Genomic DNA, 23,184 nt, shown 5'->3' on the forward strand with positions numbered 1-23,184 from the left:
GGTCTTGCTCTCCTTTACGCCTTGAATGTCCAGCACTTCACTGTGGTCGGCCGGGGTTGTGAACACGGGTTGCGGGTGTTGAAGGCAGCACGCACTGCGCTATGTACCGCCTTGTTGCTGTCTAGAAACTTGCGAGAACGGGACTCCCTGAGCAGATCGCGCAACGTGGCCACGTCGGCCAATTTCTGTTTGTGTTCGGCGGCGCGTTCACAGAACTCGTTGAGGTTGATAGCGATCACGGTGGGGTCGCTGCTGTGGTCGACCACCGGGTCTTCGCTTAAGGATTCGAGATAGTCGTAGACCTCCCAAAACTCGGCCACGGCCGAATGGTCGGAACTGATCGAGGCTTGGCGCTCGATAGCCATCCGCACGATCTGGCGTTGGGTGGCAGCGACCTGGGGATCACTCAGTTTCAACACCAGGCGCAGGCAATCCAGTAGCGAGAGCAACTGCGCGTGGTTCTTACTGATGCGCTCAACACGGATGTACCCGCGCAAGTCATAGCCGCAACTGCTGCAGTTCCCCTGATCGCTGGTATAGGCGGTGCTGCAGGCAAAGCATTGGGTATGCAGGCGACGCAGCTTCGCTTCGTGTTCGGGCATACGCTGAGCGAACAGCTCAAGCACCGCGGACTCTTTGCCTACAGCCCGCAATAGGAAGTGGCTGAGGGTGCCGCCATCTAAAGCGTTTAGCTGGTCAGCTGCAGCGCGGCTTTCTGGTGTGACGGTAGGGCGTACAAAGTGCAGCTTTACGATGCGCGTCATGATCGCTTCATGGGCGACCACGGCCGCGTTTTGGCTGATTGCGATCGTTCCCCGAAAAGGCGGTTCATACGTTTCGTTGCCCGCTGTCTTGACGCCTTTGGTGGCCAAAGTGCCGCCGCCGTAGAAGTCTTTCAGCTCGTCCCATTCGAACGTTTTAGCGTGTGCCCGATCATCGCTGTGGCGATCGGCTTCCAGGAATACAACCGGCATGCCGGATACTTGCCCCATCAGACGAGAGCGTCCGGCCTTGGTCGATTTCATCGGGTCGAAGCCCTCATAGCCTTCGCGGCCGAGCAGTTTCCAGAGTAGATTCAGCAGGGTTGTTTTGCCGGCGCCGGCCTCACCAGTGGCTTCCAGGAAAGGGAAGGACTGGTAGCGAGTGCGGATCTGTTCGCAGAACAGTGAGCCGAAGAAGAACACCAGGGCGACAAAGCCCTGGGCGCCGAAGCAGGTCCACAGCAACTGCACCCACTTCTCGTCAAAGCCCTTTGCTTCGCGCTGCAGCTTGATGGGGACACCTTTCTGCAGGGTTTTTAGGCGCAGCTTGCCAAACTCGAAATAGTCTTCGCTGTTGACCTTGTAGGTGGTGCCATCCTTGATCGCGATATCGCCGTAGACGTAGCAGGCGTATTCCTTGCTGTAGCCGACGTAATCAATGGTTGAAACGGTTTTGATACCGAACAGTTGGTCCTTCATGAGCTTGTCGAGCTGTTGGCCACTGCCGGTAAACATGGCGCCTGCCGCCATGCCGAGCAGTCGCTTTTTGAATTCGCTTGCGGCCGATAGCTGGCCGCTGGTGAAGGTGTTTTTCACGCTTTCGGAGTCGTGCGGGAAGTCCACGCGCAGGTAGTACCAGGATTCGTCTGTTACCTCGTTACGCTGGAAGTACAAGGCTTGTGGGTAGCAGTTGGCAATCTCCACAACACTGCCGGACTGCTGCAGCGCTTTTTCGCGTTGTTGCGCCTGGTTTAGCAATTGGTCATCGTGATTCTCGCTGTCCTCGATGTCGGACATGGCCCGGTTGAATTTCTCCATGTCCAACTTGAACCAGTACAAGCGGCTGCCGAAGCCCAGGTGAAATTCCCCGCGCTTGTTCCAGTCGTACATCAGAAGGGCCTTTTCCGCTGCGCTCTCAGCCAGCAGCAGGGCACCCTGGTGGCGGGCTTGCTTGAGGTCAGCAGCGATCTGTTCGGCGCGCTTGGTGTCGTCCTGGATGAAGCTCCAACGCTGATGGAGGTCGTTCCAGTCTGATTTGCGGCCGTCACGTTGTGGGATCTGTGCCGATTCACAGACGAAGCCCAGTGCGCGGGCTTCACGTACCCAGCGCCGGGTGTAAGCGTTGGCGCTGGGCTCGTTATCAAGCGCCCAAACCAGCTTGGGCAATTTTCCGCCTTCGCGAGTCTTAACCAACGCTTTGAGCGAGTCCCCTGGGAACGCATTCGAGGACATGGCCGAGACGGCCGCGATGTCGTTGTGTACCAGGGCGATGGCATCGAAAATGCCTTCAACAATCCAGATTTCCTTGGCTTCAAGAAGGTCGACGCAGGGCGGGCACCACCAGACGCCGCGATAGCTGTCCTTGGATTTGAAGCGGGCTTTCATTTTGCCAAAGCGGTGCGGCTGATCGATCAGGCGTTCCCACCAACCACCCTTTTCCAGAGCGAAGCGTACCGTTGCGCTGCCGGCATTGTGTTCAGCGGAATAGAAGATTTCCTGACTGAACCAGCCCTGGATCACCTCAAACCGAAAGCCCCGGGCGAACTCCAGATAGGCGCGGGCCGTGGCGTTGGGTTGTTGGTCTGTGGCGGGCGCTCGCTTGCTCCAGTCTTCGAACAGATCGTCGTACAGCTCTTTTACATGCAGGGTGTGGCCACACTTCTCGGGGCGGCCACAAATCACCATCCAAGGCGTATCAAAGCGGGAATACAGTTCTTTCTTTTTGCACTTCGGGCAGGTGCCGCCGCGCATGTAGTCGGTGCCCCCGCGGTGCTTGAGTCCAAAGTCGGCCTCAAGGCGCTGTAGCACGTCGTGACGAAGATCTTCTTTCATGGGGTTATTTCACTGCTTTGAGGCTGTGGGACAAGGCTGCCATGAGGCGTTTTTGCGCAGCCATGACTGGTATGTGGGCGAGAATCGCGCCGTGGCGCAGACCGGCCGTAACAAGACGGAATTGGTCGGCGTACCAGTGTTCGTTGAGGCTCAAGCGATACTGTTCACGCAGGTTGGCCAGCAACGCTTCGGCCTCAGCTGGGGGCAGTTGTGTGGTGACAATTACGGCGTTGGCCATCGTTAAACCTCAATTTCGGGCGCAGCTCACCCAAACCCACGGGATGTGGGGCCGGCGATTGGTTGGGTTGGGTGTTACGAGTTTGCGGAGCGTTGGCGCTTTGGCAGGTCCAGCAACTCGATGTGGGCAAGGTCGGTCAGTTTGGTTGCAACCGGTTCGGCCACGTCGAGGTTCTCCACCAGATGAATAACTGCCCGCTTAAGTAGTGCCGACGAGTCGCCCAGGTGTTCGGCTTGGTGGCGATTAAGGAATGCCAGTGCAGCGTTCTGCACGCACTGTTGGTAGTCCAAAGCATTGGTTTGAGTGCTCATTGGCCTTTCCCTGACTTAGCGCGGTAGAGATCGATGGCGGCATGGATTTCGGCAGTGCGCGCGGCTATGTGCAAGACGTGCGCATTGAGGATCAGCTCGGCCTCTTCTTCGGTGATTACGCCGTCCTCGATCGCCTGAGCGATAACCTGATCGACCGTGCCCTGTTTGGCCGACGTCTGTACGGCCCGCGCATACATCTCAACGTTGTCCAGGTTCTCCGGTTGGATGACCGGCACGAACATGCCGCCGTACATCGCTGCAACGTAGTTGGCCAGGTGCTGGGTTCCTGTGACCTGCTCCAGTTGAAAGATCTGCAGGTCCGTCAGCGGGCGGCAGTTGTTGTTCTCGTAAGCGTGGTTATCGAACTTCTTAAGTGGTAGGCCGATGCGAGCGGCGGCGCGTTCGCGGCCACCTTCGAAGGTGCAGATAATTGCACTGACGACTTCACGGCGTGTTTTCAGAACCTGACTTTTCATCTTCTGCTGTTCCTTCAGAGACCTGGCCATTACTGTTCGATCACGCCGTCTTTGATTCCGAGTAATACGGCTGCGCGATGAGCCTCCCCGCGACGGCATTGGCTTTGGCCATTCAGCACCGCATAAACGGTGCTGGGGTTGAGGTTGTTCCGTTCGGCAAAATTTCTGGCAGTCTGGCCACGCTTCTCCAAGGATGCACGCGCCTGCTGGCGAGCTTGCTCGGTGATGGGTGAGTTGGGCATAGTGCAATTCCTTGCGTTTTCGTGTGATGACAAGCGCAGGATGTGGCAAAAATCTGCCAATGTAAATATCTGGATGGAAAAATATTGACACTCTCCGAAGAGATTGGCGCAAGGTTGCGCCAACAACGAGCCCAGGCTGGGCTGACGCAAGATCAACTTGCGGAACAACTTGGTGTCTCGAAAAGAACTCAAGGAAACTACGAATCCGGTGCCAGTGACGCGCCAGCCTCCTACTTGAGTATGGCTGCAAGCGCGCTCGGATTTGACGTGCTTTACATCGTGAGCGGAACTCGTACCACGCTGACAGTTGATGCGTTGTCTGAGGTTGAGGACAGCATTGTTCAGCAGTACCGCAGCATTCCTGTGGACGATCAAAAAGCCATCCGGCGCTTTCTTAAAGCCATCGCTGACGATGCTGCCAAAGGGGTGAGTTAATCCCTCCATTCCCGTCTCGCAACTCGCTTGCCCCCATATCACTGCGACAGCAATGGATTTAATGGAGTGGTAAGCATGTTGGATCGCACAAACGCGGATGTTGGTTACGTTGAAATAGCAGCATCTGCGGGGTATGAGCTTTCGCAAATCGAGCGTCGTCTGATTGGGTTGTATCGTCAGTTGAGCCTTCGTGACCAAGAGCAATTGCGCAGACTGACCGAAGCGCTGATAAGCAACCCGGATCATTCCGACGAAGACTGATCCCAGCGCCGCCGGCACTCGATTGTCGGCGGTTTTGATCATGCGATTGCCTGCGATCCGAGCCTTTCGAATAGCTCCCGCTGCTGGGCCCTGGGCATGTCTCGCAGACGATCAATCAGCATCCTGTCGAAAGTCTGTGCAGACGGGCTGAGTGTGTGTGAGAAGGTGAGATTTGCAACCCAGCTGTGCCCGCACTTCGCGTCAAGGCACTGGCAATAAAGCTTTGCGAAGTCGGTAGATAGCACCTCACGCGACGCAATTCGGCCTTTGTGCCCGCATTTACAAGTAACTCTCATACTCCCTCCCCAGGGTGCAGCTATTTGCCACTATGTTCGCATGTGGTGCAGAATATTTCTCTATCTTTAAAGCATCAGATAGCGCTTTCCCCTGTGTTATCGATCTTTTTCCAGTGGATGTGCCTGTCGCGTCGAAGACTGTCATTCAACTGATTGAACAGCTGACAGATCGGTCTGATCTCGTTGCTGGTGTACACGCGATCGATCTTCTCGATATCGCCAAAGCCGCCGTTATTCTCCGGGATGATCCCGGCCAGAGCGGGGTTCATGCGCCAGGCAGCGATCACGTCATTGCGAGTAATGTTCTTCACCTTCTCCAGCTCGTCCTTGGCCTGGAAGTCGCCCACGGGGATGATCTGGATCGCGTTTTCCTTGCCGTTGGGGATGTTGACGAACATAGAGCGGAAGTTGCCCACGCCCTTGCTGGCGCTGATCTGTGCGCGCAGGTTTTCTTCGTCTTCCTCGGTCAGGTCCGGGTCGTTGGTGTAGAAGATGTATCCCGCGTGCGCGCCGTTGCTGTAGTACCGTCGGCGGAACAGGGTCGCGGCTTCGTTGAGCAATAGCGCCTGCAGGCCGCCCAGGTAGTCAGGCACGCCGTAGATGTTCTGTTCCACGTCGTAGTCCAGGACGTGTTCGATTTCGTGCTGGTCGAAGTCCATATATTTGCTGTCTGGCAGCAACATTCTGAATCCGCCGTCGACCTTCACCCGCATGTTGATCGCTGGCAGGTGCTGCATCTCCAGCACTTCGCCAAAGGCGTTGGTATCGCGGTAAAAATAGGCCTCGCCAAACACCATGTAGTCCAAGCTGGCCCGGCCCATGGTCTGCGTGCTGCACCCCTCGGACGGAATGAATTCACGCAACAGCAGGTTGCGCTTGAACTTGGGAATGGCGCCGTGATGCGCGTTGGCGCGTAGCAGCTTGGCCAGGCCCGCCCGGGACACCGGCGGCTTGTAGATTTCGCCGTCGTCGCTGAGAAACACCCCCAGGTATTCTCCGATGTTGCCGGACAGCACCTGTTCGGGTTCCCCGAACGTGAACGCCCGCATGGGCTGCGGCTGTCGCGCCGGTTGGCTGGTTTGTGGCTTTTTGTGTCGTTGCTTGGGCATTGTTTCCGCTCGTGACGTAGCGGCTACGGCGCCGCTTGTTGGTGTTGAGGGGTTCGTTGAACAGGGCGTGCATGATCGACCAGGCGATGTCGGCGTGGCCGGTTGCGTCAGTGCGCGATGCGCTGTAGGTGACCTGGCCGCTGGTGGTGGTGCCGCGTTTAATGGTCAGGAACGCCTGGGCGATATCGGTCCAGCCGGCGTCCCATTCGATGCGGCTCCCCTGGATCGTGTCCTGGGCCTTGAGTACCAGGGTGTTTTTGGTTTCAAGGCTGTAATGGATCGCGGTCGCACGCGGATAGAAGTCGCGCACCAGGTCAAACACGCCGTAGCCGATACCGGTTGTGTCGATACCGATGTGCTGTACGTTGAAACGCTCGGTAAGTTTCTTGACCTGGTCGGCCTGGTACTTGAACGACTGCCCACGCCAACTGTGTTTTTCCAGGATGCGGAATTTCGCCCCGGGTTCCAGTGGCGGAGCGACCACCACGCACGTGGCGTCGTCGCGGGTGCGGCTCGGATCGTAACCAAGCCACACCGGGCTATTGCCGAACGGCCGATCCAGTTCAGGGTTGTAGTCCTCCCACAACGACAGGTCGGAATAGCACCGCTCCAGATCCTTGAGCCCGAACGCGCTCTGGCTGCTGTCGATGAACTTGCAGTAGAACAGTTGCTGGAATTTGTCTTCGTCGTACTCCAGCTGCAGCTGCTCGAGGTCGAACAGATCGCAGCCGCCGGCGATGGCGTCGTCCAGTGTGATGGTCTTGCGCCATTGACCATCAGGGCACAATGCCCCCTGGGTGTATGACGCTTCGGTTGGCCAGGTGCCGCCGGCCTTCTTGCCGCGCTTGCTGTTGCGGAATTCCTCGCCCGACCAGAACGGGTACGCCTGGTGCGAGACCGCGCTGGGCGTCGAAAAGTAGGTTTTGCGCCACTTCTTGTGGGTGCCCATGGCACTGGCCACGGTGCTGAGCTTGTCGAAGTCACGTATCCAAAAATACTCATCGACGTAGACATGGCCATGGTAGCCCTGGGCGGTGCTGCTATTGGTCGACAGGAAACGCAGCTCGGCGCCGTTGCTGAGCGTGATCGGGTTGCCGGTCAGCTCGATGTCGAACCACTGCTTTGCAAACTGGATGATGTAACTGCGGAAAATCTCAGACTGCGAGCGGCTGGCCGACAGGAACACCTGGTTGTCGCCGGTCAGCACGGCGTCCATGAACGCTTCGCCGGCGAAGTAGTACGTCAGGCCCACTTGGCGGCTTTTCAGGATGTTGCGGATTCGGCACGTCAGCGGATTTTGCTTCGCGGCAAACAGCTCCTGCTGATAGCGGTACATCTTGCTGATGAACTTATCCAGGAAGTCGACTTCGGTCAGACCGCTAATGTCGTTCTTGGCTTTCTTCTCGCGTTTCTTTCCGGTGCTATCGCCACGCGCCGAGCGTTCCCCACGCGGCCGCTGGCGGCCTTCCTGTGGCTCGCCGGAAGTTTCCCCGATCGGTGCTGGCAACGGTTTGGCCGCTTGCTTTAACAGACGTTCGCGCACGGTGGTCAGCCGGTCCAGCTCGTTTAGTTCGTCCTTGGTCAGGCTGCCGGCTTTGTCCAGGAGGAGGGTGATTCGCCGGCCCACGGCTGTCAGCGGTTCTTCATCCGACAGCATGTCTTCCCAACCGCCCTGGCGTATCCAGTAGTAGACGATGCGGATGTTGGGCAGGTTGAGCTGCGCCTGAATTTCCTTGGCCTTACAGCGGCGCAGAAATAGGCGTTTGGCGGCTTCTTTAACTTCGGTCGAATAGTACATGGGCCGCAGTCTATGCGGCGAAAACGCCGGAAACGCGGGGTTAAATTCCGTGATCAACCTATATGTCGAATATAGGAGAAACGCGCATTTGAACCGTTTGTTTGAGGCTTGGTGGCTCCCTATCGTGGCGGCTCATTCAGTGATTGAGCGCAGTCAAACCCATGCCCCGTTCCCTTGTTTCGTTCTGGAAACGTGTCGCCACCAGCGGAGCCACCGTTGATGGGCGCGTGATCCTTCCCCAGGAACTGCGCGACATCGCTGAAACCTACAAGCCGTCTTTTTACACGGCTGTGATCTGGTGCGATCACGAACGCTTGCCAGGCTCCCACGGCACCGTTTACGCGGTGCGTCTGGTGGAAGACGCCGAAGACCTGGAGCCAGGCGAAGTGGCGTTGGAAGCGCAATTGAAGCCCAACGACCGGTTGCTGTATCTGAATGACCAAGGCCAGAAACTGTTCACCAGCATTGAGATCACCCCCGATTTCCGTGGCAAGGGTAAAGCCTATCTGACCGGCTTGGGCGTTACCGACCAGCCGGCAAGTGTCGGCACCCAGGAACTCTACTTTTCGCACAAGAACAACCGCGCTTCCTATTACGCCGCCTCGGTCGAACTCGGCCGCCTTCAGGACGACAGCCTACCCACCGCCGAAACCGGACTGATCAATGCCCTGACCGGCTTTTTCAAGCGTTTCGCCGCCGACGTGCTGCCCGCCGAAACCACTCCACCCCAAACAGAGAGCAAACCCCCAATGGATGAAGCTACAGCAACGGCTTTGACGGCCCTGGTGGCCCAATTGCTGGTTGTCGCTGCCGGCCTGCAGGCCGTCATTGAACCAGCCGCCGAAGATGCGCCCGCGCCAGATTCGGACCTGATCGACGACGTGAGCGCAGCAGTGGACGAGATTGTGGCCACTGCCGAGGACGAGCGCGAATTCCGCCGCAAGAACAAGGGCAATCAGGCTGTACTTGCCAAGCTGGATGCGCTGCAGAAGCAGTTCAGTGCTTTGCAGAACAACCCCACCGGTCGCCAGTTGCCGCGCAATCCCGGCCCGGTAACCAACGTCAAAAAGCGGGTGCTCTAACATGGCCTACTCCCTGAGCGCTTTCGGCGCCCAAATGTTCGCAGAACTGCAGGTCGCCATCGCGGAAAGCTACGGCGTTGACCTTGCCACCAAGATGTTCAGCGTCGATCCGACGATTGCCCAGGAACTGAACGACGCTATTACGGCCAAGTCGGACTTCCTGGGACGAATCAACGTCATTCCGGTGACCGAGATCAAGGGGCAGAAAGTCTTCATCGGTGTGTCGGGGCCAGTCACCGGTCGCACAGACACCACGTCCAAGGACCGCGAAGCCAAAGACGCATCGGCGCTGGATCAGTCCACTTATGAGCTGTCTTCCACTGAGTCCGATGTGGGCCTGCCGTACGCCAAAATCGACGCCTGGGCCAAGTTTCCGGACTTCCACCAGCGCTATTCCGCTGCCGTGCAAAAGCAGATCGCGCTGGATCGCATCATGGTCGGCTTCCATGGCACGCACGCTGCCAAACAGACCGACATCAAGCAGTATCCAATGCTGCAGGACGTCAACAAAGGTTGGCTGCAGCAGGCCCGTGAGCAGATCCCGGCCCAGGTACTCAAGGAAGGTAAGGCTGCGGGCAAAGTCACCCTCGGCGCCGGTGGCGACTATGCCAACCTCGATGCCCTGGTGCATGACACCAAGCAACTGGTTGACGAGCGCCTGCGCGATGCCGGCGACCTGATCGCAATCATCGGCACGGATCTGCTGGCCGCAGACAAAGCCAAGCTGTATTCGAAACAGGGCGATACCCCGACCGAAAAAGAGCGCATCGAAGAAGCCCAGGTGATCGCCACCTATGGCGGCTTGCCGAGCTTCAGCGTGCCGTTCTTCCCGGTCAACGGCGTGGTCGTCACCAGTTGGGACAACCTGTCTATCTATTTCCAGGATTCCAGCTGGCGTAAACAGACCATCGACAACCCCAAGCGATCCCGCGTCGAGGACTACAACAGCCGCAACGAAGGTTATGTGATCGAGCAGCTGGAAAAGTTCGCCATGACCGAGAACGTGGAGCTGGTCTCGTGAGTCTGGCCCTCGCGCACAAGCGCCGAACCATCGCCCTGGGAGGCGCCGCCGTTGTGGCGGCTGCCGCTTCCGCAGCGCTTCCTTACTCGCCGGCGGAAGCCCTGAGCAGCCCTGCCAATGCCCGCAAGCACCTGCTGCTGCAGGAAGCGGCGTTGGATCAGGACCTGGCGCGCCTGAGTGATCTCAATAACCTGGCCAGTAAACAGTCGCTCAAGCGCGACGAGCTGCTGCCCAAGTACCAGGAGTACGTCCAGCGCTACTGCGAATCGGGTTTGAACTTCCCCAACCGCGTTGCGGTGCAGGTCATGGTCTGGCTGTTCGATACCGCGCAGTTCGAAGACGCCCTGGAGCTTGCTGACTTCCTCATGGAACAGGGCCAGCAGATGCCGGAGCGCTTCAAGCGCCGCGACATCCAGACCTTTGTTGCCGATGCCGTGTGCGAATGGGCCTACGCCGAATACACCGCCAAGCGCAGCCCGGAACCTTACCTGTCCGACCTACTGCCGCGAGTTGATGGTGAGTGGAACCTGACGGAGCAGATCCCGAGTAAGTACCACAAGTTGATCGGCATGCGCGCCATGGAGGCCGAGCAGTGGGAAACCGCGCTCAAGCACCTGGAGCGTTCGACGGAGTTGTACGCCCAGGCCGGCAACAACACGCGCATCAAACAGATCCGCAGAACCTTGGAAAAGCAAACGGCCGCTAACCCGGCCACCGAATAACTGACTACCCCCCCAGCGGGGACCTGTGGAAGTGAGCCGCCCATTTATGGACCGTCCCACTGAAAACAGGCTCCCCGCCCTATTTGAGCGGCCAGCAATGAGCTTTTCCGGGAAACCCACCACCTTTGTGGAACTGACGATCGAGAACGACGGCTTCTGGCCAGACCTCTCGGTGTCCGAATTCCAAAAGGAACAACGCCTGCCGGCGGAGTACCTGGTAGAGCTGCTGGCCGACGCCTTGAACACCGCCATGGTCGAGGTCAATACGGACCTGGCCAGGTGCAAAGCACGTTGGAAGGCCAACGGCATGACGCGTGTCGAGTCCGCAGATTCCACGCTGCTGCCAGAACGTACTTTCCAAGTGAAGCTGTACAAGCGCGCCGTGTACTGCCGCGCTAAGGGCAGTTTGCTGCCACAGTTTGCAACCGTCACCCGCCGCGAGAGCGCCGAAAACACCGGCAAGGAAGCGCCTGAGCGTGCCGAAACCTTCCTGGCGTTCAGCCAGCAAGCCGTGCGTGCCCTACAGGGCCGTGGCCGCATCACGGCGGCGTTGCTGTGATCCAGCTGCAGGCGCTGACCGCCTATCTGATGGCCCGCAACCTGGTGGAGCCTGAGCAGTTCGACAGTTGGACCGAGCAGGTCAGCCTTGAGCTGATCTGGAAACCCGACCGCGACGGCCTGCACATGGCTGACATGCGCTATCGCGCTGTGTTCTCCCTGGAACGCTTCGCCGGCAATCCGGCCAGGCTGATGGCCCTTGTGGGTAGTTGGCTGGAAACCCACGATCCTGACCGGAACCGCCACGAACTGCCGGCGCCCCTGTTTGCCGTTGAACCCCTCGACCAGGACACCTTCGACGTGGACTTGTCCCTGGAGTTCGTCGAGCCGCAATACCTCGCCCAAGACCCTGCCGGCGAGATCGAGGCATTCGGCAAAACCTGGGCCTTCGTCCCGTTCGATCTGTGGATTGCCGAGCATGGCGAGGTGGGCAGCAATGGCCGCTAACCCGCTGGACCTCGATATCAGGGGCTTGCTCGACGTCGACGCCCAGTTGGCGTTGCTTGAACTGCCTCCGCAGCTGCGCCGGCGATTGCTGAACAGAGTGACCACACGCGTGCGGACGATGAGCCGTAAGCGTGTGCGCGAGCAGAAGAACACCGACGGCACCCCGTTCGCTGAACGCAAGGGCAGCGCCAAAGGCAAAAAGAAGATGGAAGCCGGCCTGGCCAAGCTGCTGCAGGTCACCCGCGTCAGTTCGGATGAAGCCGAGCTGGGCTGGAAAAACGCCTTGACCCGTTGGGTCGCTGCCCAGCAGCACAACGGCGTCAGCGAGCGACGTACCGCTGCGCAGATGCGGCGCTGGAACAAAGTCCCACCAGGCATTGCATGCACCGACAAACAGGCCAAGCGCCTGCGCCGGCTGGGCTTTCGTGTTCGCCAGAAGGGCAAAAAGGCGCTGGCCAGGCCTTCGGTGGCATGGATTCAAGAGCATGTGAACTACGCCAAGGCCGGCTTGCTGATCCGCATCTTGAACGACGAACAAACAGAGAAAACGGGCGCGCAAAGCTGGGACATAACCTTGCCAAAACGCCAGTTCCTCGGCGTGGAAACCAACGGCGAAACCCGCGAGCTGGTTAACCAGGTCTTCGAACAAATCCTTAATTCACCCCGCTAACGAGGCACAGCATGGCACTTGGCAAAGTCAGCGTTAACAATCTCAATCTGGGCCAAGGCGCCGTGACTGAGATCGAGCGCTATTTCCTATACATCGGGCCAGGCCCGAAAACCGCTCCCAAAAACATCGGCAAACTGGTGCCGCTCAATACCGAAAGCGACCTCGATGCCGCCCTGGGTACTGCTGCAAGCGACCTGAAAACCCAGATCACCGCCGCACGATTGAACGGCGGCGATCGCTGGGCCTGTCTGGCGGCACCGATCCTGGCCGATACCGACTGGCGCGCCTCTTTGGAGACTTGCCAGCAGCAGGGCTTTTCGGTCGAGGCGGTCGTTATCACGCAGCCTGTGACCAAGGGCGACGACCTGACGGCCATGCACGACGCGGCTGTGCTGGTTAATAACGTCTACGGCCGTCGCTTGTTTGTCATGGCCGCAACTGCCAGCCCGACAATGCTGCAGTCCTGGTCGGAATATGTGGCCGAGCAAAAGGCGATTACCGCCAACGTGGCCGCGCCGCGTGTGATGGCGGTGCCGCAGCTGCACGGCAATGACCTGGGCGTGTTGGCCGGTCGCTTGGCCAACGCTGCCGTGAGTATTGCCGACAGCCCAATGCGTGTGGCCACCGGTGCCGTAACCGGTCTCGGCAGTGTGCCGGTCGATAAAGATGGCGTGCCGCTGCCGTCCGCAATCCGCGCCGAGTTGGACAAGTCCCGCTTTTCTGTTTCCCAGACCTACCCGGACTATCCGGGTGTTTATTGGGGTGACGGCAACATGCTGGACACCCCTGGCAGCGACTACCAGGTAATCGAATATCTGCGCCTGACGGGCAAGGCGGCGCGCCAGGTGCGGCCGCTGCTGATCCGTCGTGTGGCTGATCGTCGCTTGAACAACACCCCCAACAGCATGGCCGTGAACGTCAACGCGCTGATGGCGCCACTGCGCCAAATGGCCAAGTCGGTCAAGTTCGCCGGCCAGGTGTTCCCGGGAGAGATCGAGACGCCGAAAGACGGCGACATCGTGTTGACCTGGAAGAGCAAAACCGCCGTCGAGGCGTACATCAAGCTCAAGCCCCACAACTGCCCGAAAGACCTCACGGCGAACATCGCCCTGGATCTTTCCAACGACGATTCGGAGTAACCCATGTCACGTATTGGCGGTAAGAACTTTGACGTGAACCTGGGCGATCTGCAGGTACACGTCGAAAGCTGCACCCTAGATATCACCGACAACAGCAAAACCGCGCAAACCCGGGGCGTGCCTGACGGCTACGTCGACGGTGACGTGGCGGCGGCAGGTGAAGTTGAGCTGGATTCGACCAACTTCAACCTGGTGGTCGAAGCGGCACGCACTGCCGGCAGCTTCCGCAAGCTGGAGCCGTTCGACGTGGTGTTCTTCGCCAAAGCTGGCGACGACGAGCTGCGCATCGAGGCGTTCGGCTGCAAGTTGAAGATTTCCAGCCTGCTGAGCATTGATCCGAAGGGCGGCGAGAAGACCAAGCATAAGGTGCCGTTTGAGGTCACCAGTCCGGACTTTATCCGCATCAACGGCGTGCCTTACCTGGACTCCACCGAGATCGAGGGCATTAGCTGATGGTATGCCCGTTCGATCGCGCCCAAGCCCTGGAACAACGTCAGCGGGACCAGGCTATCAACGCCCAGTTGGCCCAGGCCCGGCGTGAGTCAGCGGGCCCAAGCCTTAATCACTGCCAGGACTGTGATAACGAGATTCCTGCAGCGCGCCAGGCGCTCGGCGGCAAGACCCGCTGTGTCCCGTGCCAGTCTTTTTTCGAAAAAGGAATGCAGCGATGAGCACCAATCAGGCGGCCCAGGACACCGCCATCGCGCTGGCGAAGGCGTCACCTGCGATCGGTGTAGCCGCCACTGGGGCGACAGGAGCCATCGACTGGTCGGCTGTCGCCTACATGCTGACTGCCGTTTACATGGTGCTGCAGATCCTGCTGTTGGTTCCCAAGTATCGCCAGATGCTGCGCGATTGGAAGGTTAAGCCATGAGCCTGCGCGGCAAGATCGCCGCCGGCGCCATCGCGCTCTGCAGCTCCACACTCGTCGTGTTCCTGGCCACTTGGGAAGGCAACGGCCAGAACATGGTTTATGCCGACAAGCTGGCCCGTGGGCTGCCAACCGTGTGCAAGGGCATCACCGGCCATACCAGCCCGTATCCGGTGGTTGTCGGTGATTACTGGTCGGATGCGCGCTGCAACGAGGTGGAGCGGCTGGTGATCAGTAAAGGCCAACTGCAGCTGGCCGACTGCATCACCAATCAGGACGTGGACCAGAACACGTTCGACGCCCTGAGCAGCCATGGCCACAACTTCGGCACGCCCAGCACATGCGCCAGTCGCGCCGTGGGCCTGATCAATGCTGGCCGCATAAAAGAGGGCTGCCAGGCGCTTGCCTGGGCACCTGACGGCAAAACACCGGTTTGGGCCTTCATCAGCAAGCCTGATGGCCAGAAGGTATTTGTTCGGGGTTTGCATAACCGCCGCTTGGCCGAGGCCGAGCTTTGTAAGGCGGGCCTGTGATGCGCGAAGGCACTTTCATCCTGGTGCTGTGCCTGGTGGCCTGGTTCGGCTTTGACCTGCTGCAGGGCCAGCGCGACACCGCACGAATCGAGCGTGACGCGGCGCTGTTTGAAGTGAACGGCCTGCGAGAGGCGGCGCGGATCAGCGGCGAAATGCTGGCTGAGCGTGACGCCATCGACCTTCAACGTACCCAGGAACTGAACCATGAACGTGCTGAAAACGATGCTCTGCGCCTTGATGTTGCTACTGGCCGTAAGCGGTTGCGCCTCAACGCCACCTGCAGCGCCCCAGTGCCCGCCAGTGCCGGCGCCGGCGGCGTGGCTGATGCAGCCACCGCCGAACTCACAACAGACGCTCGATCGGATTATTTCACCCTCAGAGATCAGCTTGCCCTCAGCCGGCAAATGATCCTGGGCCTGCAAGACCATGCCCTGCGGGTTTGCCCGCGCCAACCATAACTGACACCCAACCTTTGAACGGAGCAACACTCATGACCGATACACGCGATATCACCCTGGAAGTAGGCGAGCAGGAATTCACCTTCGCACTGACCCCGCAGGACGTCACGAAGTACTTCAACGCAGTCACCCAGGCCAACAAGGTGTCACCAGCCAACAACCTGCTGGTGACCACCGTTAAGCAGGAACAGCGCGCCACCCTCAAGTCCCAGCTGGGTAACCCGGTGCTTGTCATGCAACTGGCCGGCGCGCTTCTGGAAGAGTACGGCCCGGACATTGAAATCACCGTAAAAAAGCCCTCGACCACGCCGAACGACTGAGCGAAAACGGCCTGGGCCAACTGGTGGCCCTGGCCGGCCGCTGGCTACCAGGTGCCGAGCCCACCGCCGAGGTGATGGGAACGGCCAAGTGGCTGGAGGACGAGCATTGGCGCCGCATGGAAATCGCCATTGCCAATGGCATTGCCTACGCACTCAACGGATAAACACTGATGGCTGACAAAAGCGCCCGCCTGGCCTTTATTTTGAGCCTGACCGATAAGGTCACGGCGCCAATGGGCAAGGTCAAAACCGGCTTTTCCGACCTGGCCGAACAGAGCGAAAAGCACATCAAAACCATGGGTTTTGGTCTGGCGGGCATCACGGGCGCGTATGTCGGTATCACCCAATCCATGGAACCCGCCCTGGAGATGAACCGCGCCCTGGGCGAAGTCCGATCGCTGAACGTGGCCGAAGACGCGCTGAACTCGCTAAACCGCAAGTCCTTGGAGTTTTCCGTGGCGTACGGAGAGAACGCCCGGGATTTTGTCGCCTCGGCGTATCAGATCGATGGCGCCATTAAGGGGATGGTCGGCAGCCAGTTGGCTACCTTCACCAATGCCAGCAACGTGTTGGCTAAGGCCACCAAGTCTGATGCGGCGACCATGGGCACCTACGTCGGCACGATGTACAACCTGTTCAAAGGCCAGGCCGACGCCATGGGGAAGGGCCAGTGGGTCGAGACCCTGGCGGGTCAGACCGCTACGGCTGTGCAGTTGTTTCGCACAAGTGGTGAGCAGATCGGCGAGGCGTTCAAGGCTGCCGGTGGCCTGGCCAGCACCGCCGGCGTAAGCCTGGCTGAGCAAATGGCCGTGCTGGGCACGCTGGGCAGCACCATGGACGGCGGGGAGGCCGGCGGCCTCTACAAATCGTTCTTTGAAAACGTCAGCGCGGCCTCTGAAAAACTCGGCATGAAGTTCGTGGATCAGCAGGGCAAGTTGCTGCCGATGATGGACATCCTGGACAAGCTGAAAGGTAAGTTTGGCGATCTATCGATTGAGGCGAACGGTAAACAACTGCGCGATGCGTTCGGCGGTGAAGCGGCGCGCTTGATCACCAGCCTGATGGGCGACACAGACCGCCTGAAAAACGGCATGGAGCGACTGGGCAATGTGCGTGGTTTAGAAAACGCCGAACGCATGGCCAAGAACATGGTGGACCCGTGGCAGCAGTTCGGGGCCGCTGTAGAGGCTCTGCGTATCGCGTTTGGCCAGGCGTTGATTCCGATCCTTACCCCGCTGATGGAGCGCCTGGTGGGGATTGCCAGCACGTTGACTCGCTGGACCCAGTTGTTCCCCAACATTACACGGCTTATTGGGATCGTAACCCTATCGTTCCTGGCGATTACCGCCGCCATGTCGTTGCTCACACTGACCGTGGGGCTTTCGAAAATGGCATGGCTGGGGGCCGTTGTGGTGTGGAATGCCCTCACCTGGTCGGGTTATCGCAGCATCGCCATGTTCCTGTACCACACCGTCATGGTGGTGGGGTTCGTGGCCGGCCTGGTGCTGATGGTCGCCTGGATGGGCCTGGTCAAGGGCGCGATGCTGCTTTGGCAGGGCGCGATCTGGCTGGTCAACACCGCGTTGCTGGCCAACCCGGTGGCCTGGATCGTGATAGGCATTGTTGCCCTGGTCGCGGCCGTGGCGGCCGCGATCATCTATTGGGACGACTGGACCAGCGCCCTACTCAACAGCGAGGCGTTCCAGTGGGTGAGCGGGCAACTGGCTGCGCTGTCGGCGTGGTTCGACTCGATGGGCGGTTGGTCGAACATGGCCAGCGCCGCGTGGGACGCGATCGTCAACGTCTTTAAAAGCGCTATCAATGGCTTGATCGAGATGTTGAACAAGATCCCTGGCGTGAACATTGAAGCGGCGTTCGGGGACATGCCGGCGGCGCCCGAGCTACCCACCATCAGTGCCCCGCAAGTGGAAGCGCCGTTGTTGCCGCAACTGGTGAGCGCGCCCCAGCAACCGATCCAGGCACCGCCCCTGGTGCTGGCTCCTACGCCAAAAGCACCGACACCACTGATGCCGAAGCTGGAAGCGTTGCAGCCCCCGGCAAAGGCGCCGGCACTGGTATTGGCTCCGGCCCCGGCCATGGCCGCACCTGCAGCGTTGCAGCCGCCGGCACAGCTTCCGTCCCAGGTCCTGGCACCGGTGGCACAGCCCCAGACGCCCAAGGAATTGCCGCGCACGTTGCCCAAGCTGGTGGCAGTGCCACCGGTGCAAACGCCGGCGCCGATCGGGCCGCAGCTGACTGTCCCGCAGCCGCTGCAGACGCCGCCCCTGGTCACCGCTCCCGCTCCAACGGAAAAGGCTGAGCAAAGCCAGCAGCGCATCAACGGCTCGGTATCAAGCCTGTCTCCGAAACGGCCTGACGCCGTGCCCCGGGGCGGCTTCCTGGCCAGCATCCAGAACAACAATCAAACCCAGAACAAGGGCACTCATGTGGAGAACGTCAACATTCACACCGCCAAGCAAATGAATCCGCTCGAACTGGAAGGCATGTTGGCCATGGCGGTGGGCGGATGAGCGAATACATCGATCTGTTGATCATGGACAACGACCTGGTACTGGACCCATCGCGTCAGCCGCTGCTGATCGAGGACCGGGCCAGCATCGCCCAGGACATCGCGCACATGATCCGCGAGAGCGGGTTGCTGGTCACGCTGGTGGCCGAGCGCAGCCGTCTGCGTCAGCGCGACTGCATCCAACAACTGGAACTGCTGGTAGAGGCCGACGCGCGCCTGGTGCCGGGTACGGCGTTGATTAAACAAGTGGAGTCTGGCCGCTACCTGGTCACGGCGAAAACGCTGAAATTTGGCGATATCGAGGTGACGCTGTGAGCGACGTAGATTTTAAACAAGCGCTGGCAGACAGCGGCATTCCGGTGACTGAGGACGGCTTGCGCAAGGCTTGGGAAAGCGAAGTTGCCGCGCAAGGTAGCAAGCTGAGCAACACCAGCGCCTACTCGCCGTTCTGGCGGCTGATCACCGCGCTGGTGACCAAGCCGGTGTTGTGGCTGATCAACTTTGTCAGCGGCACCGTCCTGCCCAACTTCTTTGTTAAAACCGCTGTGGGCAAGTGGCTGGACATGCTGGCTTGGGCGGTCAACGTCGAGCGCAAAGGGGCGACCAAGGCCAAAGGCGTGCTGCTGTTTACCCGCGATGTCGCCGGTGGCGTGCTGGAGCTGCCCGCCGGCGTCCTGGTGCAATCGGCTGCGATCAACGGCCATATTTACCAACTGATCACCACCCAGGCCGTGACCTTCGCGGATGGCGTGCTGCAGCTGGAAGTCCCGGTAGAAGCCCAGGAAGTGGGCAGCGGCTACAACCTGGCCCCGGGTTACTACGCCATTCTGCCCGTCCCGATTGCCGGCATTGCCCAGGTGGTGAACGCGGACGGCTGGCTGATTGCACCAGGTGCAGATCCTGAACCGGACGATCAGCTGCGTTTGCGCACACGCAACCAGTTCTCGGCGGTCAACCAGTGGCACACCGACTCGGTGTACCGCGCCATGATTTCAGCCTTCCCAGGCGTGCGGCCAGATGGCGTGTATTTCCTGCACGGCGCGCCACGTGGCCCGGGCAGCGCCAATGCCTATGTGCTGTTTGATGCGGATGTGCCGGCGGCGACTTACCTGGAGCAAATCAACGCGCATATCCGCGACCAGGGCAACCATGGCCACGGTGATGACCTGCTGGTGATGGTCATGCCTGAGACACAGCACGCGCTAAGCCTCACCTGGTGGCCACGATCGTTGTTGACCGTCGAGCAGCGCGAAAAGCTGCAGGCGGAAATTGGGCAGTTCATCCGGGCAGCCTTTCGCGAGAGCGGCACGGGCGACTATCAGCCGACGCTGACCTATCCCCAGTCGCGCTTTTCGTTCAGCCGCTTGGGCGAAGAGCTTCACCAGCAGTTCGCCGGCATCGAGTCGCTGCATTTTGACAATGCCGACATCGTGTCAGAGCTGAGCATTCCCAGGATCAAGACCCTGCAGGTGGTGCCGGCATGATCAAGCTGAGTTTGCCTTTCTGGCTGGACGGCCCGCAGTTGGCCAAGTTGAAAGCCGCCGCCCAGTCCTGGTGGGAAAAGGTCGAAAGTTGGCTGCAGTGGCCACTCCTGCAGATGGACGCGGACACCTGCCACCTGACCGTCCTCGATCTGCTGGCCTGGCAGCGCGATATCAGCCGTTTCAAAGACGAGCCGGAAAGCCTCTACCGGCTGCGGGTGAAGTTTGCCTTCATAAACGCGGTCGACGCCGGCAGCACGGCTGGACTCAAACGCATCCTGCAGCGACTGGGCGTTGGCTATGTCGAGATCAACGAGCGGTTGCCCGATCGGGATTGGGACGTGGTGCTGTTGCGCCTCTCCGATTCTCAACTGTCGCAAAACCCGGAGCTGATGCGCGTACTGATTCAACAGTACGGCCGCACCTGCCGTCGCTATGACTTCGTGACCATCACCCCCGTATCACTGCGCATCGTCGCGGTGGACTTCAACGACGACCAGCAAACGCTGGTTGCCAGCCTGTAGGAGCCCCCATGGGAGCCAGCATTACCCTTGCAGGTGAAAGCCTGATCGCGCAGAAACTCGGCGCACAACAATCACTGAGCGTTGCCCGATTTGTCCTGGCCAACGTGCCCGGACTTGACCCGAATTCCGGTGTGGATCGAACAGCGGGCAAGCCAGTGCCGGCACAAATCGTCGGCACCTATGACGTTACCCAGAAAGGTTTCGTGAATCCGAACCAGGTGGTCTATAGCCTGATGCTTGGTAGCGATATTGGGGACTTTGACTTCAACTGGATCGGCCTTGAGACCAGTGAAAACGTATTGCTGGCCGTAGCGTATGTGCCGGTACAGCAAAAGCGCCGAAACATCCCGCCGCGTCAAATCGGCAACAACGTGACGCGTAATTTTTTGGTGGTGTTTGACGGCGCCCAGGCGCTGACCGGGATCAAGATCGATGCCAGCACCTGGCAGCATGACTTCACCGTGCGCCTAAGCGGCATTGATGAGCGCGAGCGCTTGAGCAATCGCGACGTTTTCGGGCGCGCTTGCTTCCACGGCAGTGCGCTTGAACTGCAAAAAGTGGGCAATGCGTACAGCCTGAAACCTGGCATTGCCTATGTTGAAGGTGTTCGGCTGGAGCTAAAAGGCGCCCAAGCTGTTGCTGTTCCTTCAATCCCTAACGTTGCATGGCTTGACGTACGCCTGCAGCGCGAATTAAGCGATGTGGTCGGTACGTTCCAGGTTGTGTTTGGTTGGGACAAGCAGGACTACACCGACAGCGCAGGTGTACGGCATTACCTGGTGCCCATTGCGGAACTGCCAACAACGGCCGCAATCAGCGATCTGCGAGCCGTTGAGCCGATCACCGGCGAGTTGATCAAGCACCTAGCCGCTCGTACTGGTGATTATCCTGGCTTACGCGCTCGCTCCACGACAAAGGATGACGTGGGGCTGGGGCAGATCCCGAATGCCATCAGCAGTGATTCAAACTCGGATGATCCTTGGATACTGGCCACCACGCATATGGTGCAGTTGGTACGTAACAACCTGTATGCCGGCATTAACGCGTTGATGACCGGCACCACAGCGGCCGGCAAAGCCTTGAAGCTGGCCACGGCGCGTACGTTTAAATTTAGTGGCGCGGCAACAGGTAGCGCGACGTTTGACGGCACCGCTGACCCGGAAATTGCGCTGACGCTGGCTAATAGTGGGGTAACGCCCGGTGGCTACACAAAAGTGGCGGTTAACGCGAAGGGGATTGTTTTTGCAGGCGATAATCCCACGACATTGGGGGGGTACGGGATCACTGACGCCTACACCCGAGGTGAGGTGGCCAACGGCTTTGTAAAGCAAGGCGGTGGTGCTGGTCAGACCTTCAACAGAGTTTGTATTGGCTGGTCCTCGATCGGCTTAAAGGCGAGCGTTGATGATATCGACTTGGGGCGTATCTGGACTGAAAACAACTTTAATCCAAGTTCGAAGGCCGATAAAGCAGGCACTCTTGCGGGTTATGGAATTACCGATGCCTACACAATCGATCAGACAAATCAACAGATCAACTACCGAGTTATTCGGGACGGAATAACGACCGCTGGCTTTGCCGGGAATGACGCGAGGCTTCCATATTTTCGCCGGGAGTCAGACGGGCTCGTTCAATACTTGCAAACAAGGCTGGGGTTTACGCCCGTGCGGCAAGGTGGCGGAATAGGGCAGCTGGACAATGCTGTTAGCATCGGGTGGAGTTCTGCGGGGCTAAAAGCTACCGTTGACGGTTTGGATCTCGGTGTTGTCTGGTCTTCTTATAATTTTAACCCTGATGATAAGGCAAACAAAGGTAGTACTCTCGCTGAATATGGAATTACCAATGCCTATACAGTGGAACAAACCAATCAGCAACTTTTGCTGAGAACAGTAGGCGACTCAGTGTCCACGGTCGGGTTTGCCAGTGGGAATCCTATTTATCCGTACTTACGTCATAAAGAGAATGGGCAGGTTTACTACCTACAGACCCAGCTTGGATTCACGCCCGTAGAACAGGGAGGCGGCGCCGGCCAAGCCTCTAACAAAATTCGCTACGGTTGGGATAGCCAAGGCCGAGGTATGCGTACCCAAGTAGATACTTCCGACATGGGGCTGCAGTGGGGCGAGAAGAATTTTTACAGGCCTGATAGCGATAACTTTATGGGTGTCGGAGTAACCGGTACGTCAGTACAGCTCCCACCTGGCGGGTCATGGTGTTACTCGCTGATGCACTACTACATATCCGGCCAGGGCGTTGTTGGCAAAAGTGGCCACGCACCTGGTGGGACAGTTATTTCTTTTGCTGGTGGAGCAACTATTTACGGCTTTGCTTGGAGATATGCACCTTGATTGAGGAATTTGAAAAGAATGAAGTTGCGGCTCCGATCGAGGATTCACCATCTGCCCCGCCTGCGGAAGTAATGGTGACGTTCAGCGACGTGTCAGTTAAAGCGGACAAAACTTTTGTGGTCACCGTTGCCGGTAATCGTTGTCATGTTACTCAGGACTACAACAAGCCTTTGTATCAGGCCATTCGCGCCTACCTGGACGACGGCGGGAAGTTCTCAAAATATGCGGAGGATGTTTTCGTCGATTCAGATCCTCTTGTACTTGCAAGACTTTGGGCTGAAACAAGTTTGCAGAAAACGGAAACGCTCGTTGCTCAATACCGCGACGCCCGCGACTTGGGCGGGGACTTGCCAATCACTGCTGAGCAATTCACAGCTCTGCTGACTTGGCGTCAGGCGGTTAGAGACTGGCCAAAAGCCAAACGCTATCCGGCGGAGTCGACCCAGCCCAAAGCCCCTGCCTGGTTGAGCGCGGTTCTACAAAATGGCGAATGATTGGGCA

The 23,184-nt window shown here is 59.0% G+C and carries 30 protein-coding genes; 22 read left to right on the top strand and 8 right to left on the bottom strand.

The genetic code is table 11. The features are described from left to right. Positions 1-14 precede the first annotated feature (14 nt). The 5 genes from FFI16_RS04320 to FFI16_RS04340 form a co-directional block, all read right to left on the bottom strand. The gene (locus FFI16_RS04320) at positions 15-2,813 is read right to left on the bottom strand and encodes a toprim domain-containing protein (RefSeq protein ID WP_138814281.1); all 2,799 of its coding nucleotides are present in this window, start codon (positions 2,811-2,813) and stop codon (positions 15-17) included. Positions 2,814-2,817: 4 nt separating this feature from the next. After that, the gene (locus FFI16_RS04325; protein WP_106576220.1) at positions 2,818-3,051 is read right to left on the bottom strand and encodes a hypothetical protein; all 234 of its coding nucleotides are present in this window, start codon (positions 3,049-3,051) and stop codon (positions 2,818-2,820) included. Positions 3,052-3,125: 74 nt separating this feature from the next. Beyond that, the gene (locus tag FFI16_RS04330) at positions 3,126-3,362 is read right to left on the bottom strand and encodes a hypothetical protein (RefSeq protein WP_138814282.1); all 237 of its coding nucleotides are present in this window, start codon (positions 3,360-3,362) and stop codon (positions 3,126-3,128) included. Continuing rightward, on the bottom strand, positions 3,359-3,838 hold the full coding sequence (locus FFI16_RS04335) for a YmfL family putative regulatory protein (protein ID WP_306110107.1): 480 nt from the start codon (positions 3,836-3,838) through the stop codon (positions 3,359-3,361). The genes FFI16_RS04330 and FFI16_RS04335 overlap by 4 nt, the downstream gene beginning before the upstream one ends. 29 nt (positions 3,839-3,867) lie before the next feature. Next, on the bottom strand, positions 3,868-4,080 hold the full coding sequence (locus FFI16_RS04340; RefSeq protein WP_106576223.1) for a DNA-binding protein: 213 nt from the start codon (positions 4,078-4,080) through the stop codon (positions 3,868-3,870). A 42-nt stretch (positions 4,081-4,122) separates the two neighbouring features. On the opposite strand from FFI16_RS04340, the gene FFI16_RS04345 reads away from it, so the two are divergent. Then, positions 4,123-4,515, top strand: coding sequence for a helix-turn-helix domain-containing protein (locus FFI16_RS04345; RefSeq protein WP_256666228.1), 393 nt, complete (start codon positions 4,123-4,125; stop codon positions 4,513-4,515). A gap of 75 nt (positions 4,516-4,590) precedes the next feature. Beyond that, a complete protein-coding gene (locus FFI16_RS04350) occupies positions 4,591-4,776 on the top strand; it encodes a hypothetical protein (RefSeq protein WP_138814284.1) in 186 nt (61 codons plus the stop codon). 38 nt (positions 4,777-4,814) lie between these two features. On the opposite strand, the gene FFI16_RS04355 is transcribed toward FFI16_RS04350, so the two are convergent. The 3 genes from FFI16_RS04355 to FFI16_RS04365 all read right to left on the bottom strand — a co-directional run bounded on the left by FFI16_RS04355 (position 4,815) and on the right by FFI16_RS04365 (position 7,979). Further along, positions 4,815-5,072 carry an ogr/Delta-like zinc finger family protein gene (locus FFI16_RS04355; RefSeq protein WP_138814285.1) on the bottom strand — a complete coding sequence of 86 codons (258 nt, stop codon included), beginning with the start codon at positions 5,070-5,072 and terminating at the stop codon, positions 4,815-4,817. A 74-nt stretch (positions 5,073-5,146) separates the two neighbouring features. Next, the gene (locus FFI16_RS04360; RefSeq protein WP_138815358.1) at positions 5,147-6,016 is read right to left on the bottom strand and encodes a phage portal protein; all 870 of its coding nucleotides are present in this window, start codon (positions 6,014-6,016) and stop codon (positions 5,147-5,149) included. Next, on the bottom strand, positions 5,928-7,979 hold the full coding sequence (locus tag FFI16_RS04365) for a terminase large subunit domain-containing protein (protein ID WP_138814286.1): 2,052 nt from the start codon (positions 7,977-7,979) through the stop codon (positions 5,928-5,930). The genes FFI16_RS04360 and FFI16_RS04365 overlap by 89 nt, the downstream gene beginning before the upstream one ends. Positions 7,980-8,140: 161 nt before the next feature. On the opposite strand from FFI16_RS04365, the gene FFI16_RS04370 reads away from it, so the two are divergent. From FFI16_RS04370 to FFI16_RS04460, 20 genes are all read left to right on the top strand, one after another. Beyond that, entirely contained in the window at positions 8,141-9,061 is a 921-nt protein-coding gene (locus FFI16_RS04370; RefSeq protein WP_138814287.1) for a GPO family capsid scaffolding protein, read from the top strand. A 1-nt stretch (position 9,062) separates the two neighbouring features. Then, the gene (locus FFI16_RS04375; RefSeq protein WP_138814288.1) at positions 9,063-10,082 is read left to right on the top strand and encodes a phage major capsid protein, P2 family; all 1,020 of its coding nucleotides are present in this window, start codon (positions 9,063-9,065) and stop codon (positions 10,080-10,082) included. Continuing rightward, complete coding sequence (gene gpM / locus FFI16_RS04380) at positions 10,079-10,804, top strand: phage terminase small subunit (protein ID WP_138814289.1); 726 nt, start codon at positions 10,079-10,081, stop codon at positions 10,802-10,804. Before FFI16_RS04375 ends, gpM begins: the two co-directional genes overlap by 4 nt. 97 nt (positions 10,805-10,901) lie before the next feature. Next, complete coding sequence (locus FFI16_RS04385; protein ID WP_106576231.1) at positions 10,902-11,363, top strand: head completion/stabilization protein; 462 nt, start codon at positions 10,902-10,904, stop codon at positions 11,361-11,363. Further along, on the top strand, positions 11,360-11,809 hold the full coding sequence (locus tag FFI16_RS04390) for a phage tail protein (RefSeq protein ID WP_122527441.1): 450 nt from the start codon (positions 11,360-11,362) through the stop codon (positions 11,807-11,809). The genes FFI16_RS04385 and FFI16_RS04390 overlap by 4 nt, the downstream gene beginning before the upstream one ends. Further along, entirely contained in the window at positions 11,799-12,479 is a 681-nt protein-coding gene (locus tag FFI16_RS04395; RefSeq protein ID WP_138816519.1) for a virion morphogenesis protein, read from the top strand. The genes FFI16_RS04390 and FFI16_RS04395 overlap by 11 nt, the downstream gene beginning before the upstream one ends. A gap of 11 nt (positions 12,480-12,490) precedes the next feature. Continuing rightward, positions 12,491-13,618, top strand: a complete 1,128-nt coding sequence (locus tag FFI16_RS04400) for a DUF2586 domain-containing protein (protein WP_138814291.1) — start codon at positions 12,491-12,493, stop codon at positions 13,616-13,618. Positions 13,619-13,621: 3 nt separating this feature from the next. Beyond that, entirely contained in the window at positions 13,622-14,071 is a 450-nt protein-coding gene (locus FFI16_RS04405) for a phage protein (RefSeq protein ID WP_138814292.1), read from the top strand. Continuing rightward, entirely contained in the window at positions 14,071-14,289 is a 219-nt protein-coding gene (locus FFI16_RS04410) for a TraR/DksA family transcriptional regulator (protein ID WP_138814293.1), read from the top strand. The genes FFI16_RS04405 and FFI16_RS04410 overlap by 1 nt, the downstream gene beginning before the upstream one ends. Beyond that, positions 14,286-14,492 (top strand): hypothetical protein, encoded by a 207-nt coding sequence (locus FFI16_RS04415; protein ID WP_053253846.1) that lies wholly within the window; start codon positions 14,286-14,288, stop codon positions 14,490-14,492. Before FFI16_RS04410 ends, FFI16_RS04415 begins: the two co-directional genes overlap by 4 nt. Beyond that, positions 14,489-15,022, top strand: coding sequence for a lysozyme (locus tag FFI16_RS04420; protein WP_138814294.1), 534 nt, complete (start codon positions 14,489-14,491; stop codon positions 15,020-15,022). The genes FFI16_RS04415 and FFI16_RS04420 overlap by 4 nt, the downstream gene beginning before the upstream one ends. Then, on the top strand, positions 15,022-15,480 hold the full coding sequence (locus FFI16_RS04425; protein ID WP_138814295.1) for a lysis system i-spanin subunit Rz: 459 nt from the start codon (positions 15,022-15,024) through the stop codon (positions 15,478-15,480). The genes FFI16_RS04420 and FFI16_RS04425 overlap by 1 nt, the downstream gene beginning before the upstream one ends. Before the next feature lie 32 nt (positions 15,481-15,512). After that, positions 15,513-15,800 (top strand): putative phage tail assembly chaperone, encoded by a 288-nt coding sequence (locus FFI16_RS04430; protein WP_053253849.1) that lies wholly within the window; start codon positions 15,513-15,515, stop codon positions 15,798-15,800. Between the two features lie 20 nt (positions 15,801-15,820). Beyond that, on the top strand, positions 15,821-15,964 hold the full coding sequence (locus FFI16_RS30425) for a hypothetical protein (protein WP_370881244.1): 144 nt from the start codon (positions 15,821-15,823) through the stop codon (positions 15,962-15,964). A 6-nt stretch (positions 15,965-15,970) separates the two neighbouring features. Next, complete coding sequence (locus tag FFI16_RS04435) at positions 15,971-18,331, top strand: phage tail tape measure protein (RefSeq protein WP_138814296.1); 2,361 nt, start codon at positions 15,971-15,973, stop codon at positions 18,329-18,331. Continuing rightward, positions 18,328-18,645: a DUF2590 family protein gene (locus FFI16_RS04440; protein WP_069553415.1), complete on the top strand. Its 318-nt coding sequence runs from the start codon at positions 18,328-18,330 to the stop codon at positions 18,643-18,645. The genes FFI16_RS04435 and FFI16_RS04440 overlap by 4 nt, the downstream gene beginning before the upstream one ends. Beyond that, on the top strand, positions 18,642-19,814 hold the full coding sequence (locus FFI16_RS04445) for a baseplate J/gp47 family protein (protein WP_138814297.1): 1,173 nt from the start codon (positions 18,642-18,644) through the stop codon (positions 19,812-19,814). The genes FFI16_RS04440 and FFI16_RS04445 overlap by 4 nt, the downstream gene beginning before the upstream one ends. Continuing rightward, the gene (locus FFI16_RS04450) at positions 19,811-20,335 is read left to right on the top strand and encodes a phage tail protein (protein ID WP_138814298.1); all 525 of its coding nucleotides are present in this window, start codon (positions 19,811-19,813) and stop codon (positions 20,333-20,335) included. The genes FFI16_RS04445 and FFI16_RS04450 overlap by 4 nt, the downstream gene beginning before the upstream one ends. A gap of 8 nt (positions 20,336-20,343) precedes the next feature. Continuing rightward, positions 20,344-22,683 (top strand): phage tail protein, encoded by a 2,340-nt coding sequence (locus FFI16_RS04455; RefSeq protein ID WP_138814299.1) that lies wholly within the window; start codon positions 20,344-20,346, stop codon positions 22,681-22,683. Then, positions 22,680-23,177, top strand: a complete 498-nt coding sequence (locus FFI16_RS04460) for a hypothetical protein (protein ID WP_178112631.1) — start codon at positions 22,680-22,682, stop codon at positions 23,175-23,177. The genes FFI16_RS04455 and FFI16_RS04460 overlap by 4 nt, the downstream gene beginning before the upstream one ends. Positions 23,178-23,184: the final 7 nt, after the last annotated feature.

The organism is Pseudomonas sp. KBS0710 (genome assembly GCF_005938045.2).
GTDB lineage: Bacteria > Pseudomonadota > Gammaproteobacteria > Pseudomonadales > Pseudomonadaceae > Aquipseudomonas.